Here is a 20546-nt window from a genome sequence, read left to right as displayed (position 1 = left end):
GATTAATCAGGGAAGCCATCCTGTCGAGAGGTGTCCCATGCCCGAACCAGCCGCTCCCGTCCCGGTCGATCCCCGCCTCGCCGCGCGGTTCACCGAGGACCTGCTCGACGGCTGCCGGGTCCTGGCCAAGGACTACGGGTACCGGCCGGCCCAGTTCGAGCGGATGGTGCGCGAGCACGGCGGTGTCGAAGCGGCCCGCCTGCTGCTGCGCGGCGCCGGCACCGCCGGCGGGTTCACCGTGCTCTGGGAGAAGAACCAGCTCGGCCGCAGCTCAGAGGCGACGATGCTCCACGCGGAGTACGCCGACCTGTTCACCCCGGACGAGCTCCTGCTCGCCCGGCGGCGCCTGGAGGAACACGGCTTCGACGTCGACAGCCACCTGCGCAGCCTCGCCGAACAGGGGTGAGCGCGGCAGGGGTGACCGGCGCCGCTCCGGTCACCCCTGCCGCGGCTTCTAGGCAGCCGCGCTGGACTTGCCGCGCAGCACGACGCTGCCCGCCGAGGCGCCCTTGACCGCCGTTTCGACCTGGGCCATCGTCGAGGACGAGCTCAGGCCGGGGACCGTCGCGGTGTTCAGGGCGTAGAGCGTGAACGTGTACGGGTGGCTGGACCCGCCCGGGCAGGGGCCGAAGAACTTCTGCGCGTTCGCCCCGCTACCCATGGCCTTTTGCTTCGCGCCACCCTGGCCCGGCACGGCGTACCCCGCGCCGAGACTCTCCGGCAGCGCGCGGGCCGACGCCGGAACGTCCCAGATCGCCCAGTGCAGCTTGTTGCCGCTGTTGGCGACGTCGGCGAACACGACGGCGTAGGCCTTCGCGCCGGTGGAAGCGCCCCACGCGAGCGGCGGCGACGGGTCCTGGCCCGCCGTGCCGTCGCCGGCGCAGGTGTACTTGTCCGGGATGGTCGCGTCGTCGGCGAACGCCGAGCTGGTCAGCTTGAAGTCACCGGGGGTGGCGCCGCCGGGGAACTTCAGCCGCACGATCACGTTGTCCAGCACCGACGGGGTGCCGCCGTTCTTGTCGTTGTTCGTCGACGTCAGCCACAGCCCGCCGTCCGGGGTCTTCGTGACCGAGCGCAACCGGCCCCAGCGGCCGGAGAACAGCGTCGACACCGTGCCGATGCCGGTGCCCGCCGCGTTGATCTGCGTGGCGAACATCTGCTCGCCGGTGACGCCGGCGATGTAGATCCAGTCGTTGACGATCTCGAGCCCGGACGGCCCCGCCTGCGACGTCGGCCACGTCTTCTTCGGGGCGATGAAGCCGCTGCAGCTGCCCTGCGTGCCTTCGCAGCTCGGCCAGCCGAAGTTGCCGCCCTTCTGGATCAGGTTGAGCTCGTCCTGGCTGCTCTCGCCGAACTCCGCCGCCCATAGCTGGCCGCGCGAATCCCAGGCCAGCCCCTGCGGGTTGCGGTGGCCGTAGCTCCAGACGTACCGGGCGTTGCCGCCGGTGGCGTAGAACGGGTTGTCGCTCGGCGCGGAGCCGTCGGGGTCGAGCCGAAGGATCTTCCCGTTGAGCGAGCTCTTGTTCTGCGCGTTGTCACTGTTCTTCGCGTCGCCCACGGTGGCGTAGAGCTTGCCGTCCGGGCCGAACTTGATGCGTCCGCCGTTGTGGTAGCGGTTCTTCGCGATCCCGGTCAGCACCGGCGTCGACGTCGAGGACAGCGTGGTGCCGTCGTAGGTCATCTTCACGATCCGGTTGTCACCGGATGCGGTGTGGTAGACGTAAACCGCGTGGTCGCTCGCCCAGTTCGGCGAAATGGCCAGGCCGAGCAGGCCGCCTTCGCCGTTGGTGCCGACCGCGCCCGGCACCTTGCCCAGCGTGGTCTTCTGGCCGGACGGCGTCACCAGCAGGATCTCGAACCGGTCCCGCTCGGTCACCAGCGCGTTGCCGTTCGGCAGGAAGGCCACCGACCAGCCGAGGTCGACCTTCGCGATGTCCTTGTCGTACTCCGGGATGCCCCCGGCGCCGCCCGGAGCGCTCGTTTTGGCGGTGACCGCGTTGCTCGCGGCGGAGCTGTTGCCGTCGGGGTCGCGCGCCTTGACCGTGAAGGTGTACGAGGTGTTCGGGTTCAGGTTGGTGACGGTCGTCCCGAGCGACGTCGTGGTCGCGACCTTCGTGGTGCCCTGGAAGACGTCGTACCCGGCGACCGTGCCGCCGTTGTCGGTGGAAGCGTTCCACGCCAGGGAAACGCTGTTCGCGGTGACCCCGGTGGAGCGCAGGTTGCCCGGCACGGTGGGCGGGGTGGTGTCGTCGCTCGGCGGCGTGGTGAAGGTGACCACGTTGCTCTGCTGCGACGGGTTGCCCGCGGCGTCGAACGCGCCGATCGAGATGTCGTAGGCGGTGTTCGGGGTCAGGTTGTCGACGGTCGCGCTCGTCGTGGTCCCGTCGACGGTCTCGAGGATGTTGCCGCCGCGGTTGATCTCGTAACGCACGACACCGACGTTGTCGGTCGCGGCGGTCCAGGAGAACGTCGCCGCGGTCGGAAGGATGGTGCTCGCCTTGAGGTTCGACGGCGGCGACGGCGGTTCGCTGTCGCTCGGCGCGGTGAACGTGTCGGTGAGCTTGTCCGCGTTCGGGCCGCCGTTGGCGGTGGTCGCGGTGGTGCGGATCTTGTTGACCCCCGCCGTGAGCTGCACGCTGGCGGTGACGGTCTTCCACGTCGTCCACGCGCCGGTGCCGGGGAAGTCGATCGCGCCCTTGTCGCCGCCGTCGACGACGAGCTGCACCGGCCGGTTGTCGGCGGTTCCGTTGGCGTAGCGGAAGGTCAGGGTGTGCGTGCCCGCCTGCGCGGCGTTCACGGCGTATTCGACGTAGCTGCCGGCGACGTTGTCGAAGTTGACGAACCCGGTGCCGGAGTAGCCGGCGTGGTTCGACTCGACGACGCCATGGGAGATCACGGCGTTCTCGGACTCGTAATCCGTTGCGGCGGCCGCGAAAGCGCTTACCGGGCTGAGCGCGGTCAAGCCGAGCGCCGCGACGGCGGTACCGGCCAGGACCACGCGCCACGGGGGACGGGGTGCCACTGGGAGCCTCCTGCGTGGGTCGGGGGACAGGGGGTGACCGGGGCGGAACTGGTCGGCGGACCACCGGAACTGGACGTAATAGTTAGGAAAGTTTCCTATCTATAGGAGGGATCTCACACCCTTCGAGCGGGCCGTGTCAATACTCGACACGGGCGCTCACCCTTGGTGAAGAAGGGTTTCCCGCTCAGCGGTGCGTGCACCCGGCGCCAGACCCGAGCGCCCCAATGTGGCCTTCGGTGCGTTCAACGCACCCAAGGCGGCCTTCGGTGCGTTCAACGCACCCAATGTGGCCTTGGGGCGCTCGGGTCTCAGCCGACCGGGGCGGCGGTTTCGGCCGCCCAGTCGCGCGGCACGAGGAAGGACGCCAGGTCCGCTTCCGGGCTCCCCGGCTCCGGCGCGAAGCCGGACTCCCACCGGGCCGACGGCGGCAACGCCAGCAGGATCGCCTCGGCGTCGGCCCGCGTGGTGGACGCGGCGTGGAAGAGGGCGGCTTCGACGTACCGGCCGCGGCGGTGCAGCTGCCACTGCCGCTCGCGCTCGCCGTGCGGCAGGTCCCGTCGCCGTCGCACGATCGGGAGGTACGCCGGTGCGATCGTGGCGATGCCCGCCGCCGTGAACGCGGCCCCGCGCCGCCAGCCGTGCGGACCGGACGGGCGCAGGTGGTCGAACGCGATGCCGCCGAGCCCGTGCGCCTCGTCGCGGTGCGGCAGCCGGAACCGGTCGTCGGCGGTCCGCTTCGCCTGCGCGTGGAACGCCGGGTCGAGCGTGTCGCAGTGGTTCCTGAGCGCGCGGTGGAAGTGCGCCGCGTCCTCGGCGAAGCCGTAGCACGGGATGAGCTCCGCGGCGCCGCCGAACCACCAGGTGTCCCCGGCTTCGCCGTACCGGAAGTGGGCCTGGAAGGCCGGGACGCAGGGGTTGCGCGGGTGGACCACGACCGACAGCCCGCTGGTGAAGAACGCGCCGTCGTCCGCCGACGTCACGCAGACGGCGGCGCGTTCGAAGACGTCACCGTCCTCCAGCAGCCGCGCCCGGCCCCGCCCGAAACGGGCCCCACCGTCGAGCCGTTCCAGCTCGGCGACCAGCTCACGCTGGCCGGAATTCAGGATCGCCTTGACGGCGTCACGTCTGTCGTCCTCACCCGGAAGCATGTCCCCCACCCCCGTGGGCGAGGGTACCGTGAAACCGAGGTCAACCGGCGATTTCGGCCCGCGCGATGACCTTCGTGATCTTCGCCCGGACGAGCGACTCCTCGGGCACGGCGTTCCGCTTCCCGTACTCCTCGGCCCGCTCGGCGCCCATGTACCGCGCACCGAGGCGGGTCGCCCAGGCGAGCATGTCGTCGTAGTCGTGGGTCAGCCGCGCCTCGGCCGTGAACTGGACGTACGAGTACGGCGGCTCCTGGTCGTCGACGACCAGGGAGATCCGCGGGTCGCGGGCGATCGCCTTGCCCTTGAGGGTGTCGGTGCCGGTGGTGAAGACCAGCTCGTCGCCGTCGGAGGTCTCGTCCAGCACGAACCAGATCGGGGTGACGATCGCGGCGCCGTTGGCCCGGACCAGGCCGAGCTTGCCCGTCCGGGTCCCCTCCAAAGCGAACTTCCACCACTCTTCGCGGCTCATCTCACGCATGCGAGCGACGTTAACGTGTCACCCGCGCGTGCGCAGAGGGTGGCCGACTAGCCTGGCCTGCTGTGCGAGACGACGACACCGGGGGCTTGGCCGACGAGGGGCTGACGCGCCGCCTCAAGGCGCTGGCCTGCACCGCGCCGCTGCACGACCTCGACGCGCGGAAGGCGAAGCTCGACTGGGCCGACGCCACGATCTACCAGATGGCCGAGATCGCGCTGCACACGATCGACCAGGTCACCATCGCGATGGACTTCGACACCGGCGCCGGCCACGACGAGGTCATCGACCGGCTGCTGCCGTTCATCGCCGCGCAGGCGCCGTCGCGGATGCCGGACGAACACGTCCGGGTCGCGAAGTGGGTCCTCGACAACCTGATCAACGTCGGCACGACCGACCGCGGTTTCCGGCGCGTCTACGGCTCGATGGGCCCGGGCGGCTACCAGCGCCGCCAGTTCGACTTCAAGCTGCTCGTCGAGCTGGCCGCCCGCGACGGCGAGGTCTACCTCCGCGCCACCGACGAGGCGATCAACGTCCTGGTCGGCGCCCTCGACACGGATGTCGAGTCGGCGCAGATCGCGGCCGAGGTCAAGCTCGAGAACCTGATCGCGCGGGGTCGTCTGGCCGACGCGAAGCTGGCCGCCGAGCAGGCCCGCTACCGGACCGTCCAGTACGGCGAGACCCTGCGCGCCAAGCTCGACGCGACCCGCCGCGACGTGCGGTCGGTCGACTGGGAACGCGAGGTCCCGGAGCTGCTCGACAGCGCGCTGAGCCACATCGAAGCGCGGTTCCGCGCCGAGAACGCCATCCTCAAGAACATCACCACCGCCCGCGACGAGACCGAGGACCTCGGCCGCAAGCGCCGCGCCGCGGAGCTCGTCGACATCGTCGGCGACTGCATCGGCCGCCACACGCGCCTGCAGTCGCGGCTGGCCGACGCGGGCGCGGTCTTCCGCGCCGAGCAGGACCGCCAGCAGTTCTCCGGCCCGCCCCAGCGCGCGACGCTCGACCTGTTCGGCCAGCTCCTCGTGCCGACGCTCGGCCTGCCGCTGGCCGACGCCGTCGCGCCCGTCGAACACTTCTTCCACGCCGCCGCCGGCATCACCGCGCCGGTCGTGCCGTCGCTGTCGTCCCTGGTCTCGCTGCTGCTGCGGCCCGCGCCGGAACGCGACCACCTGGTCGGGGAAATCCCCGAGCCGGAGCTCATGCCTGCGGAAACAACCGATCGCTTCGGCGACGACGTCTGGCGCCGCGCCGACGAGCTGCTCGACCTGCCCGAGGTGCCGCGCCGGCTCTCCGGCCTGCTCGAAGAAGCCCGCCGCAGCCGCCAACCCGGCCTCGCCGCCCTGGTCGCGCTGCGCGCGGTCCACGCCTACAGTCCCGGGGTCGGCGCGGCCCGGCGCCAGGGCGACCGCTCGGTGCTGCTGGCCGTCGACGACGGCACGCTGCTCGACGACCCGGAGTTCGGCGGCGCCGACCTGCTCCTGTCCACCGCCGCCGTAGAGCGTGCCGACGAAGAAGAGGAAGTCGCGTAATGGCGCTGTCCCACAGCAGCGTGGACGCCGAAGCCGCGGCCCGGCTGGTCGCGTTCGGCATGCGGCCGAAGCAGCTTCCCGCGCGTGACGTCGTCTACGGCGACCTCGTGCGCCGCTACGGCGAGGACAACGCGTTCAAGGCGCTCACCCACGCCGTCGCCGCCGGGCTCGGCCTGATGGTCCTCGAGGTCAACCAGCAGGCCGGCGCGGTCCTCGCGGCCACCGACGAGTCCGTCTTCGAGATCAAGATGGACTCCTACGCCCGCCAGGCCAAGATCCGCGAGCGCCGCGAGACCGAGAAGGTCCTGCACGGCCTCATCCACCTCGCCACCGCGGCGCTCGGCTACCCGCGCCCGGACGACCTCGCCAACGACACCTACATCGGCCGAGTCAGCGTCGAGCAGGTCGACGCGATGGTCCGCGAAGCCGCCCGCATGCTCGACGAACGCGCCGCCGCGGCCGAGGCCAACAACGACCCGCTCGCCGACGCGCCCGAGCTGGAACAAGCCTGGCGCGCCTACGCCCGGCGTCCCGCCGCGGCCGCGACCAAGGACGGCCGCCTCGCCGCCGACACCACCCGCGGCATGGTCAGCCGCGCCCTGCGCTTCCTCGCCGACCAGGGGTTCCTGGTCCCGGTGAGCGACGAGCAGGGCGGCACCTACCGGACCACGCCGCGCTACCAGATCCAGGTGCGCGAACTCGCCGCCGACGCCGCCTTCGACGACCTGCTCGCGCTCGACGTCGTGGCCGTCGCGAACGCGGGGGGCACGCTGCGCGCGGCGTCCTCCGACACGCTGTAGAGGGGAATCGATGTACGAGCTTTCGCGGGTCCGCCTGCACTCGGTGGGCCCGGCGGGTGCCCGCTACCAGGACGTCGTGCTCGACTTCAGCGGCGTCGGCGCCAAGATCACCGCACCCCAGCAGGACGCCCTGTTCAGCGCCGGCATCCACGCGACCGGCCCGGCCGAGCTGCGCCGCCCCTCGCCGGCGAGCGTGCTGTTCCTCGAGAACGGCGGCGGCAAGTCCGTCCTCATCAAGCTGATCTTCTCGGTCATGCTGCCCGGCCGCCGCCAGGTCGTCGGCACCACCAGCACCAAGGTCCTCGAGAAGTTCGTCGCCGCCAAGGACGTCTCGCACGTCATCCTGGAGTGGCTGCACGTCGAGAGCGGGCACCGGATCATCACCGGCAAGGTCTCCGAATGGCGCGGGCACGTCGTGTCCGCCGACTCCGAAAACCTCGCCGACTCCTGGTACTGCTTCCGCCCGACCGCCGCGCTGGGGCTCGATTCCCTGCCGATGACCCAGGACGGCCGGCTGCTCACCATGTCCGGCTTCCACGACAAGCTCGCCGCCGCCCAGCTGGCCGAGCCCGAACTGGAGCTGTCCTGGACCCGCCGCCACCACGAGTGGACCGGCCGGCTCGACTCCCTCGGCCTCGACACCGAGCTGTTCCGGTATCAGCGCGCGATGAACGCGGGCGAGGGCGAAGCGGCGGACGCGTTCGCCTTCGGCACCGACGACGCGTTCGTCGACTTCCTGCTGCGCGCGGTGATGTCCGAGGACGAGCCGAAGGACCTCGCCGAGGTCGTCTCGACGTATGCGCACAACCTGGCGCAGCGCGGGGACCTGTTGTCCGAGCGCGACTTCGTGGCGGGTGCCCTGGATCTGCTCGGTCCGCTGGCCGCCGAGGAAGGCGTCGCCGCCGAGTCGCGGAAGATCGCCGAGTCGGCCAAGGCCGCCATGGCCGAGCTGGCCGGGCGCGTCGTCGCGCGCGACGAGCTGGAGAACGCGCGGCTGTCCGGGCTCGAAGAGCACGTCACCGAGGTCAAGTCCGCGGAGAAGCTCGCCGAGGGCGACCACCGGCGGCTCGCCGCGGCCGTCACGGAGCTGCGTCGCCTGGTCGCCGTGCTGCGCCTGGACGAGTCGCAGGAGGCTCGCAAGCGCGTCGACGCCGAGCTCGCTTCGGCGAAAACCGAGGCGGAGGCCTGGCGTGAGACCGCGCGGGTTCTCAACCAGCTGAACGCGGCCCGCAAGGCGAAGGACCTGCGCGAGCTCGTCGGCAGCCGCGAGGAGAAGGCGCGTCCCGCGTTGCAGGCGCGCAACGACGCCGCTTCGGCGCTCGCACGCGGGCTGCACTCGCTGGCGCAGGACGCCCAGCGTCAGGCCGACAAGGCCGAGGCGCACGCGGGTGCGTTGCGCGCCGAGGCGGAGAAGGCCCAGACCGAACGCGACGAGGCCGCCAACCTCGCGGCCGGGCGGCGAGCCGAGGCGCGCGGGCTGACCGCGCGGATCACCGAGCTGCGCGAAGAGGTCCAGAACGCCGTCCGCGCCGGGCTGCTGCCCTCGGGCACCGACGTCGCGGAGGCCTCGCGGGCGGCCCGGAGCGCGGCCGAAGCCGCCACTGCCGAACTCGCCCGGCGCGAGCAGGAGCTGGACCGCGTCGCGACGGATCTCCAAGCGGCGCAACGGGCCGTGAACGAGGCGCACCAGCTGGCGGGCACCACCCAGGACCGCTTCGAGCGCGCCACCGAGGACCTCGACCGCGCCCACCGCCGCACCGACGCGCTCGCCGCCGAGGGGCGCCTGGTCGAGCTGCTCGGCGCCGACGACGTCGCCCTCGAAAGCGACTTGCCGGTGCTGCTGGAACGGCTGCGCGAAGCGAGCGCGTCCGTCGAGAAGGAGCAGACCGCGCTGCGGATGGAGGAGTCCGCCGACGAACGGGCCCTGTCCGCCCTCGGTTCCGGCGGGTTGCTGCCGCCACCGGAGGACGTCCAAGCCGCGCTGGACGCCCTGGAGGAAGCCGGCATCACCGCGTGGTCCGGCTGGCGCTATCTGTCCAAACTGGACGCTTCCCGGCGCGCCGAGGTGCTGGAAAGCCTGCCGCAGCTGGTGTCCGGCGTCCTGCTCAACGACGCCGCGCACGTGGACCGCGCCCGCGAGGTGCTCACGAAGCGGCGGCTGCTGCCGTCCGCGACCATCGCCGTCGGCACCACCGAAGCGCTGCTGGCCGAGGTGCCCGCCGCGCCCGGCGTCGAGTTCCTCGTGCCGCCCAACCCCGCGATGTACGACGAAGAAGCCGCCGACGCCGAGCGCGAAGCCGTGGCCCGGCGGCACACCGAGCGGCAGCGGCGCCTGGAAGCCCTGTCCGCCAAGCTGTCCGCGGACGGCGCGTTGACGTGGAAGCTCACCACCTGGCGCGAGGACTACCCGCCCGGCGCCGTCGCGACTTTGGCCGAGCAGGCGCAGGCGGCCCGGACCGCGCGCGAGACCGCCCGCGCGGCCCTGGAACAGGCCGACGCGGAGTTCGCGCGGCTGAGCGAAAAGGCCGCGTCGTTGCGGGAACGCGTCCCGGAGCTGCGGGCGGCCGCGACCGAAGCCGAGGAGCGGGCCCGACGGCTCGGGGAGCTGGGCGCCCGCAGCGCGCGGATCGCCGAGTGGACCGAAGACGTCGAGCGCGCCACCGAGGTCGCCGAACGCGCCGACCTGCAGGCCGCCGACGCCGCGGGCAAGGCCGCGCGGCTGCGCGAGCAGGCGGGGGAGGAGCAGCGCACCGCCGACGGCCACCGCCGCACCGCGACCACCGCCCGCGCCGAACTGGCCGAGGTCCCGGGCGCGGCCGAAGCGGCGGACGGCCCGGTGCCGGCCGAGCCCGTCGACGCGCTGCGGCGGACCTACCTGTCGGCGTCCGAGTCGTACGCGAAGGTCGAGGTCGGCAGCGACCTGCGGGCCGAGCTGGAGCAGGCCGAGTCCGCCGAAGCCGCCGCCGGGTCGGCCGTCGAGTCCCTCGAGGAAGCTGTCCGGGTCCGCGCCGCCGAACTGCTGGAGACGCCGGACGGTTCCGACGCCTCGGCCCGCGCGGCCGCCTTGGCGCGCGCTCGCCGCGTCGTCGACGGCCTGGAAGACGAGCGCACCGAAGCCATCGGGCTCGTCTCGACGCGACGGGCCGAACTGGACGCGTTGCCGCTGCAGAACGGCGTCAACGGCGAGAAGCCGCGCGACATCGAGCACGGTCTCGAGCTGATCGACGCCGCCGGCTTGGAGGCGTCGGCAGCCGCGCGGAAGTGGGAAGAGCTGCAGGAACGCCGGGCCGCGGCGGAAGCGACGCTGGAATCGGCCCGCAGTTCCGCCTCGGGTTTCTCGCTGCTCGCCGAGTCGATGGCGCACCTGGTGACCGACACCGACGCGGCCGCCTACGACGGCGACGTCGACACCGCCCGCGCCCAGCACGGCCGCCTCAACGCCACCTTCGCCGAGGCGCAGGAGGCCGCCGACGCAGGGGACCGGCGGGTGCGCGCGGCCGCCGACCAGCTCGCGCAGTACGCGACGGAGAAGCGGTTCGAGAAGCTGAGCACGCCGGTGCGCCAGCAGGTCATCTCGGTCAAGCGCGACCAGCTGCCCGCGCACGCCGCCGAGTGGGCCGAGGCGCTGCGGCCGCGGCTGCGGTCGCTCACCGACGACCTCGCGCAGATCGACCGCCACCGCGGCGGCATCATCACGCGCCTGCAGGGCATGGTCGACGGCGCGCTGCGGACGTTGCGCTCGGCCCAGCGCGTCTCGCGGCTGCCCGACGGCCTCGGCGATTGGTCCGGGCAGGAGTTCCTCCGCATCCGCTTCACCGAGCTGGAGGACAACGCGCTCACCGAGAAGCTCGGCGAGGTCGTCGACGAGGCCGCCGTCGGCAAGACCGCGGACGGCCGGGACGTCAAGCGTGACGGGCTTTCCCTGGTGCTGCGCGGAGTCCGGGCCGCCGCGCCCAAGGGCTTCCGCGTCGACATGCTCAAGCCGGACTCGGTGCTGCGGACCGAACGCCAGCGCGTCTCGGAGATCCGGGACGTCTTCTCGGGTGGCCAGCAGCTGACCGCGGCGATCATCCTGTACTGCACCCTCGCCGCGCTGCGGGCCAACAACCGCGGCAAGGCCCGCAACCGGCACTCGGGCGTGCTCTTCCTGGACAACCCGATCGGCCGCGCGTCCGCCGGGTACCTGCTGGAGCTGCAGCGGGCGGTGGCCGAGGCGCTGGGCGTGCAGCTCATCTACACGACGGGCCTGTTCGACGCGGGCGCGCTGTCGGAGTTCCCGCTGATCGTGCGGCTGCGCAACGACGCCGACCTGCGGGCGGGCCGCAAGTACCTGTCGGTGGACGCGACGATCCGCACCTCACTGGACGACCTGGGCGACCCGGACGGCGTCGCGCGGCTTTCGGCGACGCGGATGTTCAGCCGCCCGGCCGAAGAGCCCGCGGATTCCGCTGAGGACGAACAGACGGCGTAACGGGAACATCTCCCGGTGTTCGGTGGTTGCCGGGCGCATGACGAACCTGGGGGCGCTGGGCGCCACGTTGGGCACGACCGGGCCGGAGACCGTCACGGCCGCCGCGGAGCTGGACGAGCTGGGGTACGCCACGCTGTGGCTGCCGGGCGGGCAGGGCAGCAACCTGCCGCTGATCGCCGACGTGATCCACGGGACCGCGAAGATCCCGGTGGCGAGCGGCATCCTCCCGGTCGACCGGGTGCCCGCCGCCGACATCGCCCGGGCGTACGCGGACCTGCCGGCCGGGCGGTTCGTCGTCGGCCTCGGCGGCGCCCACGGCCCGCGTCCGCTGGCCACGCTGAACGACTACCTCGACGAGCTGGACGACACCGTCCCCGCGTCCGAGCGCATCCTTATCGGCGCTGGGCCCGAAGATGCTGGAGCTGGCGCGGGACCGCGCGTCCGGTGCCTACCCGTTCCTCGTGACGACGGACTACGTCGCTTCGGCGCGCGAGATCCTCGGCGCGGGAAAGCAACTGGTGGTGCTCCTGAGCGTCGTCCCGGGTGCCGACGCCGCCGCGACCCGCGAGCGCGCCCGCGAGGGCTCGCTGCGGTTCCTGGCCGGGATGCCCGGCTACGCGAACAACTTCCGCCGCATGGGCTTCACCGACGCCGACATCGCGGACCTCTCGGACCGGCTGGTCGACGGGCTCACGGTGCGCGGCGACCTCGACGCGGTCGTGGCCCGCCTGCGCGAATACCGGGCGGCCGGGGCGGACCAGGTCGTCGTCCCGGCCGGCGACCTGCCCCGCGAGTGGTGGCCGGCGTTGGCGGAGGCCCTCCGGTGACCACGGCGCGGGCGCGCGCGCTCACGCACGGCGTCCCGGCGGAGGTGTCCCTGCAGGACGCCCTCGCCGCGGTCGCCGATCCCGTGCGCCGCAGCATCCTGCGCTCGCTCGCCGAGGTGCCGGAGTGGACGAAGGCGTGCGGCACGTTCGACCTGCCGGTGGCGAAGGCGACGCTCAGCCACCACTTCTCGGTGCTGCGCGCGGCGGGCCTGATCGAGCAGCGCGACGCGGGCCCGCGGCGGCTGAACCGCTTGCGGCGCCCGGAGTTCGACGCGGCGTTCCCGGGGTTGCTGGACCTGGTGCTCAGTCACCCCGGCCGGTGAAGGCGAGGGTCGTGCCGAGGCCGATCATGACGAGGCCGCCGGTGCCGCCGACCATTTCGAGGCGTTTCGGTGAGCGGGCGAACCACGTCCGCGCGGTGCCCGCCACCAGCGCCCACGCGCTGTCGGTGGCCAGCGCGATCGCCGGCAGGCACAGGCCGAGCAGCAGCATCTGGAGTGGCACGGACCCGGCTGCCGGGTCGACGAACTGGGGGAGCAGCGCGGCGAGGAACACGATGGACTTCGGGTTCGCGAAGCCGACGACGAACCCGTCGCGCAGCACAATCAGGACGCGGCCGGGGGTCGTCGGGACCTTCGCGGCCATGGCGTCGGAGAGCTTCCGCCGGTGCCGGAAGGCCTGGACGCCCAGGTACACGAGGTAGATCGCGCCGGCGACCTTGATCGCGGTGAACACCGCGGCCGACGTCGTCACGAGCGCGCCGAGGCCGAACGCGACCGCGACGACCTGGGTGTAGACGCCCGCGGAGTTGCCCAGGACGGTGAGCAGCGCGTCGCGCCGCCCGACCGTCAGCGCGCGGCTGATGGTGAAGAGCACGCTCGGACCGGGGACGACGACCATGAGGAACGTCAGCGCGGCGAAGGCCGCGAATTGCGCACCGGAAACCATTTTGTGAGGCTAGCGCCTGGCCGGGCTCGGCGACCAGGCGTTTTTGTCGGTGCCGGGTGGTATCAACAGCGGGTGCCTCAGCCGACGATCAAGATCAGCACCGAACAGCGCCGGGCCCGCCTCGCGGTCCGGCACCACCTGGCCGCGCCCGCGGCCGCGGCCTCCGACGCGGTGGCGGGGGTGGTCGCCCTGCACGCCACGGACCCGGCGACCGTCCACCTTTCGGCGTGCGCGCGGCTCGCTTCACCGGCGATCGCGGAGGTGGAGCGAGCGTTGTACGAAGACCGCACCCTGCTGCGGCTGCTCGGCATGCGCCGCACGGTGTTCGTCACCGGCCTGGACACCGCGGCGCTCGTGCAGGCCGGCTGTTCCGCGGACATCGAGGTCAAGCAGCGGAAGCTCCTGGAGCAGCACCTGGGTCAGCAGGGGCATCCGGCGAACGTGCCGGAGCCGGGGAAGTGGCTGGCCGACGTCGAAGCGTCGGTCGAGGCGGCGCTGCGGGCCCGCGGCTCGGCGACGGCGCAGCAGCTCAGCGAAGACGAGCCACGGTTGCGGCAGCAGCTGCTGATGGCGGCGGGGAAGCCGTACGAGGCGATCGGGAACGTCACCAGCCGGGTGCTGTTCCTGCTGGCGGCCGGCGGCCGGATCGTCCGCGGCCGCCCGCGCGGGAGCTGGATCAGCACGCAGTACGTCTGGCATCCGATGGATTCCTGGGCGCCCGGGTTGTCCCAGTGGGACGCGGAGGAGGCGCGGGTCGAGCTGGCCCGGCGGTGGCTGCGGGCGTACGGCCCGGCGCCGGTCTCCGACCTGCGCTGGTGGACGGGCTGGACGGCCGGCCAGACGAAGGAGGCGCTGGCGGCGGTGAAGCCGGCGGAGGTCGACCTCGACGGCGTGCCGGGGGTGGTCCTGCCCGGCGACGTCGCGCCGGTGCCGTCGCCCCCGCCGTGGGTGGCGTTCCTGCCGGCGCTGGACCCGACCCCGATGGGCTGGCAGGACCGCGACTGGTTCCTGGGCGCGCACCGCCCGGCGCTGTTCGACCGCAGCGGCAACATCGGCCCGACGATCTGGCTGGACGGCCGTGTGGTCGGCGGCTGGGCCCAGCGCGCGTCGGGGGAGATCGCGTTCCGGCTGCTGGAGGAGGTGGGGAGCGAGGCGTCGGCCTTGGTCGAGGCGGCGGCGGACCGCTGCGCCGGGTGGTACGGCGAGGTCCGGGCGGTGCCGCGGTTCCGGACGCCGCTGGAGCGGGAGCTGACGGGGTGAAGATGCGTCGCCGGATCGGTGGAGTCATGGACCTCACGCCGGCTCGTGGTCGCCTCGAACCACGCTCGAAGCAGTGTCCGGAAGCCCTTGTCGCGCAAGATCCACTGAATCGATCCACTTCACGGCGCAGGGCGGCGCTCGCACAAACCCAGCACCCATCCCTGCCTGCGCTGACCGCCGGACCGCGGGCCGCGCCGGTCCGCCGTGGTCCGGGTGTCGGCCGCAGGAAGGCGACCCCACATTCGGCCCCGGCTTCTTAATCGATTCTTGACCCGTTCGCCAAGTGGTGGAAGTCTCGTCAGGGCAGTCAGGGACGCGCATGCCCGCACGCTAGGGTGGCCGCGAGCCCGCAAGTCACGGCCGGGCCTCCCGGCCGATCCTCAGAGGAGTGGCAGCAGTGACCGTTCGCGTAGGTGTCAACGGCTTCGGCCGCATCGGCCGCAACTTCTTCCGCGCCGTGCAGGCCAGCGGCCACGACATCGAGGTCGTCGCCTTCAACGACCTCGGCGACGTCGCGACCATGGCCCACTTGCTGAAGTACGACTCCATCCTGGGGCGTTACCCGGGTGAGGTCAGCGTCAGCGACGAGGGCATCGTCGTCGACGGCAAGACCATCAAGGCCCTCGCCGAGCGCGACCCGGCCAACCTGCCCTGGGGCGACCTGGGCGTGGACGTCGTCGTCGAGTCGACCGGCTTCTTCACCAACGCCGACGCCGCCAAGGCGCACATCGCCGGTGGGGCCAAGAAGGTCATCATCTCCGCGCCCGCCAAGGGCGAGGACCTGACCGTCGTCCTCGGCGTCAACGACGAGAAGTACGACGGCTCGCAGAACATCATCTCCAACGCCTCCTGCACCACCAACTGCCTGGGCCCGCTGGCCAAGGTCCTCAACGACGCCTTCGGCATCGAGCAGGGCCTGATGACCACGATCCACGCGTACACCCAGGACCAGAACCTGCAGGACGGCCCGCACAAGGACCTGCGCCGCGCCCGCGCCGCCGCCCTGAACGTGGTCCCGGCCTCGACCGGCGCCGCGAAGGCGATCGGGCTGGTGCTGCCGGAGCTGCTGGGCAAGCTGGACGGCTACGCGCTGCGCGTCCCGGTGCCGACAGGCTCGGCGACCGACCTCACGGTGACCCTGAAGAAGGCCGCCACCGTCGACGAGATCAACGCCGCCTACAAGGCCGCCGCCGACGGCCCGCTGGCCGGCATCCTGCGCTACTCGGTCGACCCGATCGTGTCCTCGGACATCGTCACCGACCCGGCGTCCTGCATCTACGACTCGCCGCTGACCAAGGTCATCGGCAACCAGGTCAAGGTCGTCGGCTGGTACGACAACGAGTGGGGCTACTCCAACCGCCTCGCGGACCTGATCAAGCTCGTCGGTTCGAAGCTCTGAGCCGGATGACCGTCAAGAACCTCGACGACCTGCTGGGCGAGGGCGTTCAGGGCCGCTACGTACTCGTGCGTTCCGACCTGAACGTCCCGCTCGACGGGTCCCGCATCACCGACGACGGCCGGGTCCGCGCCGCGCTGCCGACGATCAAGAAGCTCGCCGAGGCGGGCGCGAAGGTCGTCGTCACCGCGCACCTCGGCCGCCCGAAGGGCGAGCCGGACCCCAAGTACACCCTCGCGCCCGTCGCCCAGCGACTTTCCGAGCTGCTCGGCGCCGAGGTGACGCTGGCCGGTGACCTCGTCGGCGAGTCCGCGAAGGCGCTGACCGGCGGCCTGGCCGACGGCGGGGTCGTCCTTCTGGAGAACGTGCGCTTCGACGCGCGCGAGACCAGCAAGGACGCCGTGGACCGCTCGGAGCTGGCCGCCGAGCTGGGCGCGCTCGTCCCCGGCGGCGCGTTCGTCTCCGACGGCTTCGGCGTGGTCCACCGCAAGCAGGCCTCGGTCTACGAGGTCGCTTCGGTGCTCCCGGCGTACGCGGGCGGTCTGGTGCTGGCCGAGCTGGACGTGCTGAAGAAGCTGACCGACGACGTGCAGCGGCCCTACGTGGTCGTGCTCGGCGGTGCGAAGGTGTCCGACAAGCTCGGCGTCATCGCGAACCTGCTGACCAAGGTCGACCGGCTGCTCATCGGTGGCGGCATGGCGTACACCTTCCTCAAGGCCCAGGGCCACGAGGTCGGCAATTCGCTGCTGCAAGCCGACCAGCTCGACCAGGTGAAGGGCTTCCTCGCCGAGGCCGGGAAGCGCGGCGTCGAACTGGTGCTGCCGGTCGACGTCCTCGCCGCGACCGGGTTCTCGGCCGACGCCGAGCACGAGGTCGTCGAGGCCACGGCCATCCCGGCCGACCGCGAGGGCCTGGATATCGGCCCGGAAACCCGCGAGCTGTTCGCGGGCAAGCTGGCCGACGCCAAGACCGTGTTCTGGAACGGCCCGATGGGCGTGTTCGAGTTCGAGGCGTTCTCCGGCGGCACCCGCGCCGTCGCGGAGGCGCTCGTGAAGAGCGACGCGTTCACCGTGGTCGGCGGCGGCGACTCGGCCGCCGCGGTGCGGCAGCTGGGCCTGCCCGAAGACGGCTTCTCGCACATCTCCACCGGCGGCGGTGCCTCGCTGGAGTACCTCGAAGGCAAGGAACTGCCGGGCGTGACCGCTCTGGAGGAGAAGAACTAGTGGCACGCAAGCCGTTCATCGCCGGCAACTGGAAGATGAACCTGAACCACCTCGAGGCGATCGCGCTGGCGCAGAAGATCGCCTTCGCGCTGCCGGAGAAGTACTACGCGAAGGTCGATGTGGCGGTGCTGCCTCCGTTCACCGACATCCGCAGCGTGCAGACCCTGGTCGACGGCGACAAGCTGTCGCTCACCTACGGCGCGCAGGACATCGCGCCGCAGGACTCCGGCGCCTACACCGGTGACATCTCGGGCCTGATGCTGGCGAAGCTGGGCTGCAAGTTCGTCACCGTCGGGCACTCGGAGCGGCGCGAATACCACGCCGAGACCGACGAGCTGGTCAACAAGAAGGTCAAGGCCGCGCTCAAGCACGGCATCACGCCGATCCTCTGCATCGGGGAGAAGCTCGAGGTCCGCGAGGCCGGCGAGCACATCCACCACACCACGACGCAGCTGATCGACGGCCTGAAGGGCCTGAAGGCCGAGCAGGTCAAGGACGTGGTCGTCGCGTACGAGCCGGTCTGGGCGATCGGCACCGGCAAGGTCGCCTCCTCGGCCGACGCCGAAGAGGTCTGCAAAGCCATCCGGGCCACCCTCCAGGAGAAGTACGGCGACGACATCGCTTCGTCCGTCCGGGTGCTCTACGGGGGATCGGTGAAGTCGGGCAACATCGGCGAGCTGGTGGGCTGCGAGAACATCGACGGTGCCCTGGTCGGCGGAGCGAGCCTCGACGGCGAGGAGTTCACGAAACTCTGCGCACTCGCCGCGGGCGGGCCGCTGCCCTGATCGAGGCCACGACCGGGTAGCCTGTGTATCCGGTCCGTCACACAGCAGTGGACGAGTCCAGGGGTACGGTGGTGGTCGGAAGCGACCATGCCGTACCCCTGCATTCTCCTAGAGCCCAGAGGATGACATGAAGCTGTTCCTGCAAATCCTGTTGATCGTCACCAGCGTCTTCCTGGTGGTCGCGGTGCTGCTGCACCGGGGCCGGGGCGGTGGCCTGTCGTCGCTGTTCGGCGGCGGGATGCAGTCGAGCCTGGCCGGGTCGAGCGTGGCCGAGAAGAACCTCGACCGGATCACCCTGCTGCTGGGCGCGGTCTGGCTGATCAGCATCGTGGGCCTGGGTCTGCTGCTCAAGGTGTGAGGCGTCCGGCGCCCCGCCGTCCGATCGCGACCGGGTACGGCGGCAGGGTGCAGTGATTCGGCGTGCCTATTGGGGGGCGCGCCGCCGATTCCTAGGTGTGAGGATTCATGGTTGGCGGTAACGCGATTCGAGGCACCCGGGTGGGTGCCGGTCCTACAGGCGAATCGGAACGAGGTGAATCGGCGCCGCGGCGCCGGGTCGGCTACTGGTGCGCCAACGGGCACGAAGCCCGCCCGTCGTTCGCGCTCGAGGCGGACATCCCGGACGAGTGGGACTGTCCCCGCTGCGGGCTCCCGGGCGGGCAGGACGAGAAGAACCCACCGGCCGCACCCCGGACCGAGCCTTACAAGACGCACCTGGCTTACGTGAAGGAGCGACGCAGCGACGCCGACGGCGAGGCCATCCTGGCCGAAGCTCTCGAGCGCCTGCGCCAGCGCCGGGAGATCATCTAAGCGTTGCCGGCCGAAAGCCACCCCGGGAGCCCTCGGGGTGGCTTTTCGCGCGTCCGGCCGGGGCTCCGAGCGTGACCAGGGCGCCAACTCACGTGATCCCAGGGTCAACACGAGACTCGACGCCGTGTCGACCCCTCAATCACGCGTGTCGACCTTCCAGACACGTGAGCCGACCCTCCAGGTACGCGACCTGACTGTCCGGGTACGCGAGCCGACCCTCTGGGTACGTGAGCCGACTGTCCGGGTACGTGAGCCGACCCTCCAGGTTCGCGAGCCGACTGTCCGGGTACGCCCGCACGCCCTTCCCTGCGGAAGTCCGCGACTCCCCGCATCTGAGCAGCCCCCGTTTTCCACGCTACGGGAGAACACCGACGATTCCGGGGGCGAGAAAGTCGCGAACGGCGGATTCCGGGCCGTATTGGCCCGAAATCCGCCGCTCGCGGCTCCTGCACATCCGAAAACGTCAGCCACCGCCGGTAAAATGGACACCGGGGGCCGGACGGCCGCCCTCAGCGATCCAGCGGGTAGCGGGCTCGCACCCGGAAGCCGCCGTCCTCCATCCCGGACGTCTCGAAGCTCCCGCCCAGCAGGCGGGCCCGCTCGGCCAGCCCGGTCAGCCCGTGCCCGCCCGAAGGCAGCAGCTCCGCCGGCCGGTTCGCGCGCTCGTTGCGGACCTCGATCTTGAGCGCTCCGTGCTCACCCTGGATGCGGATCGTCGCCGTCGCGCCCGGGGCGTGCTTGTAGACGTTCGTCAGGCACTCCTGCACCGTCCGGTACGCCGCCGCCGACACCTGGTTCGGCAGGGCCTCCGGCAGGTGCTCCACTGACAGGTGCACCGGCACCTCCGACGTCCGGATCAGCCGGTCGAGGTCGTTGATCCCGGGACGCGGGCCGTCGTCGTCGGCGCCCGCGCGCAGCACGCTCAGCAGCGAACGCAGCTCCTCCAGGGTCCGCTTCGACAGCGTGCGGATGACCTGCGCGGTCTCCTGCGCGTGGTTGTCGGTGGTCTGGGCCTGCAGCGCGCCGGCCTGCATCGCGATCAGCGTGATCTGGTGCGAGACGACGTCGTGCATCTCGCGCGCCAGCCGGGCGCGCTCCTCGGCGCGGACGGCGTCGGCGTGGAAGCGGCGCTCGCGGTCGCGGCTCGTGGCCAGCTCGGCGAGCTTGTTCGAAACCTCGGCCCGCGCTCCGATGAGCAGGCCGATCGCGATCGGCATGCCCGCGACGAGCACGCCGTAGATGCCGTCGAGGATGTGCTCGCGCCAGCTGAGCTCGGCGAAGTCCTCCAGGGGCCACTGCACGAACCGGCAGCACCACACCAGCGCCGCGCCGACCCACACCTGCCAGTGCAGCTGACGGCGGGTGGCGAGCATGCCGAGCGTGATCATCGACGCGAGCTGCGCCCAGCCGGCCAGGAAGCCGGGGACCGCGACGAGCACGGCGAGGAACGGGAACTTCCGGCGGAACACGACCGCGAGGCAGGCGGCGCCGGAGAGCCAGATCGAATACGGCTGGGCCTTCTCGGGGATCACCAGCCAGACGTCGAGCACGGCCAGGATGACCGCGGCCGCCTCGATGGCGAACGTGACCACGGCGGGCCGGGGCACCGAGCCGAACAGGCTCAGCCCGCGCTTGCGCACCCGCTCGGCGGCCGATGGCCCCGAGCCGGCGATCGAGATGCCTGGAATCGAGAGTCCCTCTGTACTCATCGCTGGCGACCCCATTCGTCTTGTGGACTTACTGATGAGAGGTGCTCAGGGCCCGATCGGGACGCGCAGCAACGGACAAATGTGCGGATGCTAACGAGGTGGCGTACGAAGACGGTAAGTTTCACCCGTTGTCGGAG

General features: G+C 71.7%; 17 protein-coding genes. 12 read left to right on the top strand and 5 right to left on the bottom strand.

From position 1 onward, the window contains the following. Nucleotides 1-37: 37 nt before the first annotated feature. Nucleotides 38-406 carry a hypothetical protein gene (locus AB0N03_RS39680; RefSeq protein WP_364383516.1) on the top strand — a complete coding sequence of 123 codons (369 nt, stop codon included), beginning with the start codon at nucleotides 38-40 and terminating at the stop codon, nucleotides 404-406. Nucleotides 407-454: 48 nt separating this feature from the next. Here the strand turns inward: AB0N03_RS39680 and AB0N03_RS39675 are convergent, their stop codons facing one another. From AB0N03_RS39675 to AB0N03_RS39665, 3 genes are all read right to left on the bottom strand, one after another. Then, the gene (locus AB0N03_RS39675) at nucleotides 455-3022 is read right to left on the bottom strand and encodes a PQQ-dependent sugar dehydrogenase (RefSeq protein WP_364383513.1); all 2568 of its coding nucleotides are present in this window, start codon (nucleotides 3020-3022) and stop codon (nucleotides 455-457) included. A gap of 308 nt (nucleotides 3023-3330) precedes the next feature. Continuing rightward, complete coding sequence (locus AB0N03_RS39670) at nucleotides 3331-4170, bottom strand: coproporphyrinogen III oxidase (RefSeq protein WP_364383511.1); 840 nt, start codon at nucleotides 4168-4170, stop codon at nucleotides 3331-3333. A gap of 40 nt (nucleotides 4171-4210) precedes the next feature. Further along, nucleotides 4211-4648: a PPOX class F420-dependent oxidoreductase gene (locus AB0N03_RS39665; protein ID WP_364383508.1), complete on the bottom strand. Its 438-nt coding sequence runs from the start codon at nucleotides 4646-4648 to the stop codon at nucleotides 4211-4213. A 62-nt stretch (nucleotides 4649-4710) separates the two neighbouring features. On the opposite strand from AB0N03_RS39665, the gene AB0N03_RS39660 reads away from it, so the two are divergent. The 5 genes from AB0N03_RS39660 (at nucleotide 4711) to AB0N03_RS39640 (ending at nucleotide 12601) form a co-directional block, all read left to right on the top strand. Then, the gene (locus tag AB0N03_RS39660; protein ID WP_364383505.1) at nucleotides 4711-6180 is read left to right on the top strand and encodes a hypothetical protein; all 1470 of its coding nucleotides are present in this window, start codon (nucleotides 4711-4713) and stop codon (nucleotides 6178-6180) included. Next, nucleotides 6180-6980, top strand: coding sequence for a hypothetical protein (locus AB0N03_RS39655; protein WP_086860823.1), 801 nt, complete (start codon nucleotides 6180-6182; stop codon nucleotides 6978-6980). Before AB0N03_RS39660 ends, AB0N03_RS39655 begins: the two co-directional genes overlap by 1 nt. 10 nt (nucleotides 6981-6990) lie before the next feature. Beyond that, complete coding sequence (locus AB0N03_RS39650) at nucleotides 6991-11451, top strand: hypothetical protein (protein ID WP_364383503.1); 4461 nt, start codon at nucleotides 6991-6993, stop codon at nucleotides 11449-11451. Between the two features lie 413 nt (nucleotides 11452-11864). After that, nucleotides 11865-12278: a hypothetical protein gene (locus tag AB0N03_RS39645; protein WP_364383500.1), complete on the top strand. Its 414-nt coding sequence runs from the start codon at nucleotides 11865-11867 to the stop codon at nucleotides 12276-12278. Further along, nucleotides 12275-12601, top strand: coding sequence for a helix-turn-helix domain-containing protein (locus AB0N03_RS39640; protein ID WP_364383497.1), 327 nt, complete (start codon nucleotides 12275-12277; stop codon nucleotides 12599-12601). Before AB0N03_RS39645 ends, AB0N03_RS39640 begins: the two co-directional genes overlap by 4 nt. Here AB0N03_RS39640 and AB0N03_RS39635 read toward each other — a convergent pair. Beyond that, complete coding sequence (locus AB0N03_RS39635) at nucleotides 12582-13226, bottom strand: LysE family translocator (RefSeq protein WP_364383494.1); 645 nt, start codon at nucleotides 13224-13226, stop codon at nucleotides 12582-12584. The genes AB0N03_RS39640 and AB0N03_RS39635 overlap by 20 nt on opposite strands. A gap of 72 nt (nucleotides 13227-13298) precedes the next feature. On the opposite strand from AB0N03_RS39635, the gene AB0N03_RS39630 reads away from it, so the two are divergent. The 6 genes from AB0N03_RS39630 (at nucleotide 13299) to AB0N03_RS39605 (ending at nucleotide 18700) form a co-directional block, all read left to right on the top strand. Then, complete coding sequence (locus AB0N03_RS39630; RefSeq protein WP_364383491.1) at nucleotides 13299-14486, top strand: winged helix DNA-binding domain-containing protein; 1188 nt, start codon at nucleotides 13299-13301, stop codon at nucleotides 14484-14486. 397 nt (nucleotides 14487-14883) lie between these two features. After that, nucleotides 14884-15885 (top strand): type I glyceraldehyde-3-phosphate dehydrogenase, encoded by a 1002-nt coding sequence (gap, locus tag AB0N03_RS39625; protein ID WP_364383489.1) that lies wholly within the window; start codon nucleotides 14884-14886, stop codon nucleotides 15883-15885. Between the two features lie 5 nt (nucleotides 15886-15890). Continuing rightward, entirely contained in the window at nucleotides 15891-17105 is a 1215-nt protein-coding gene (locus tag AB0N03_RS39620) for a phosphoglycerate kinase (RefSeq protein WP_364383486.1), read from the top strand. Then, nucleotides 17105-17890, top strand: coding sequence for a triose-phosphate isomerase (tpiA, locus tag AB0N03_RS39615; RefSeq protein WP_364383483.1), 786 nt, complete (start codon nucleotides 17105-17107; stop codon nucleotides 17888-17890). The genes AB0N03_RS39620 and tpiA overlap by 1 nt, the downstream gene beginning before the upstream one ends. Nucleotides 17891-18017: 127 nt before the next feature. Further along, the gene (secG, locus tag AB0N03_RS39610; protein ID WP_086845181.1) at nucleotides 18018-18248 is read left to right on the top strand and encodes a preprotein translocase subunit SecG; all 231 of its coding nucleotides are present in this window, start codon (nucleotides 18018-18020) and stop codon (nucleotides 18246-18248) included. 107 nt (nucleotides 18249-18355) lie between these two features. After that, nucleotides 18356-18700 (top strand): RNA polymerase-binding protein RbpA, encoded by a 345-nt coding sequence (locus AB0N03_RS39605; RefSeq protein WP_364383481.1) that lies wholly within the window; start codon nucleotides 18356-18358, stop codon nucleotides 18698-18700. A 509-nt stretch (nucleotides 18701-19209) separates the two neighbouring features. Here AB0N03_RS39605 and AB0N03_RS39600 read toward each other — a convergent pair. After that, entirely contained in the window at nucleotides 19210-20409 is a 1200-nt protein-coding gene (locus AB0N03_RS39600) for a histidine kinase (protein WP_364383478.1), read from the bottom strand. Nucleotides 20410-20546: the final 137 nt, after the last annotated feature.

It is taken from the genome of Amycolatopsis sp. NPDC051061 (assembly GCF_040682935.1).
In the GTDB taxonomy this organism is placed as follows: domain Bacteria; phylum Actinomycetota; class Actinomycetes; order Mycobacteriales; family Pseudonocardiaceae; genus Amycolatopsis.
The sequence above is the reverse complement of the archived record's forward strand: the minus strand, read 5'-3'. Positions and strand labels throughout refer to the sequence as shown.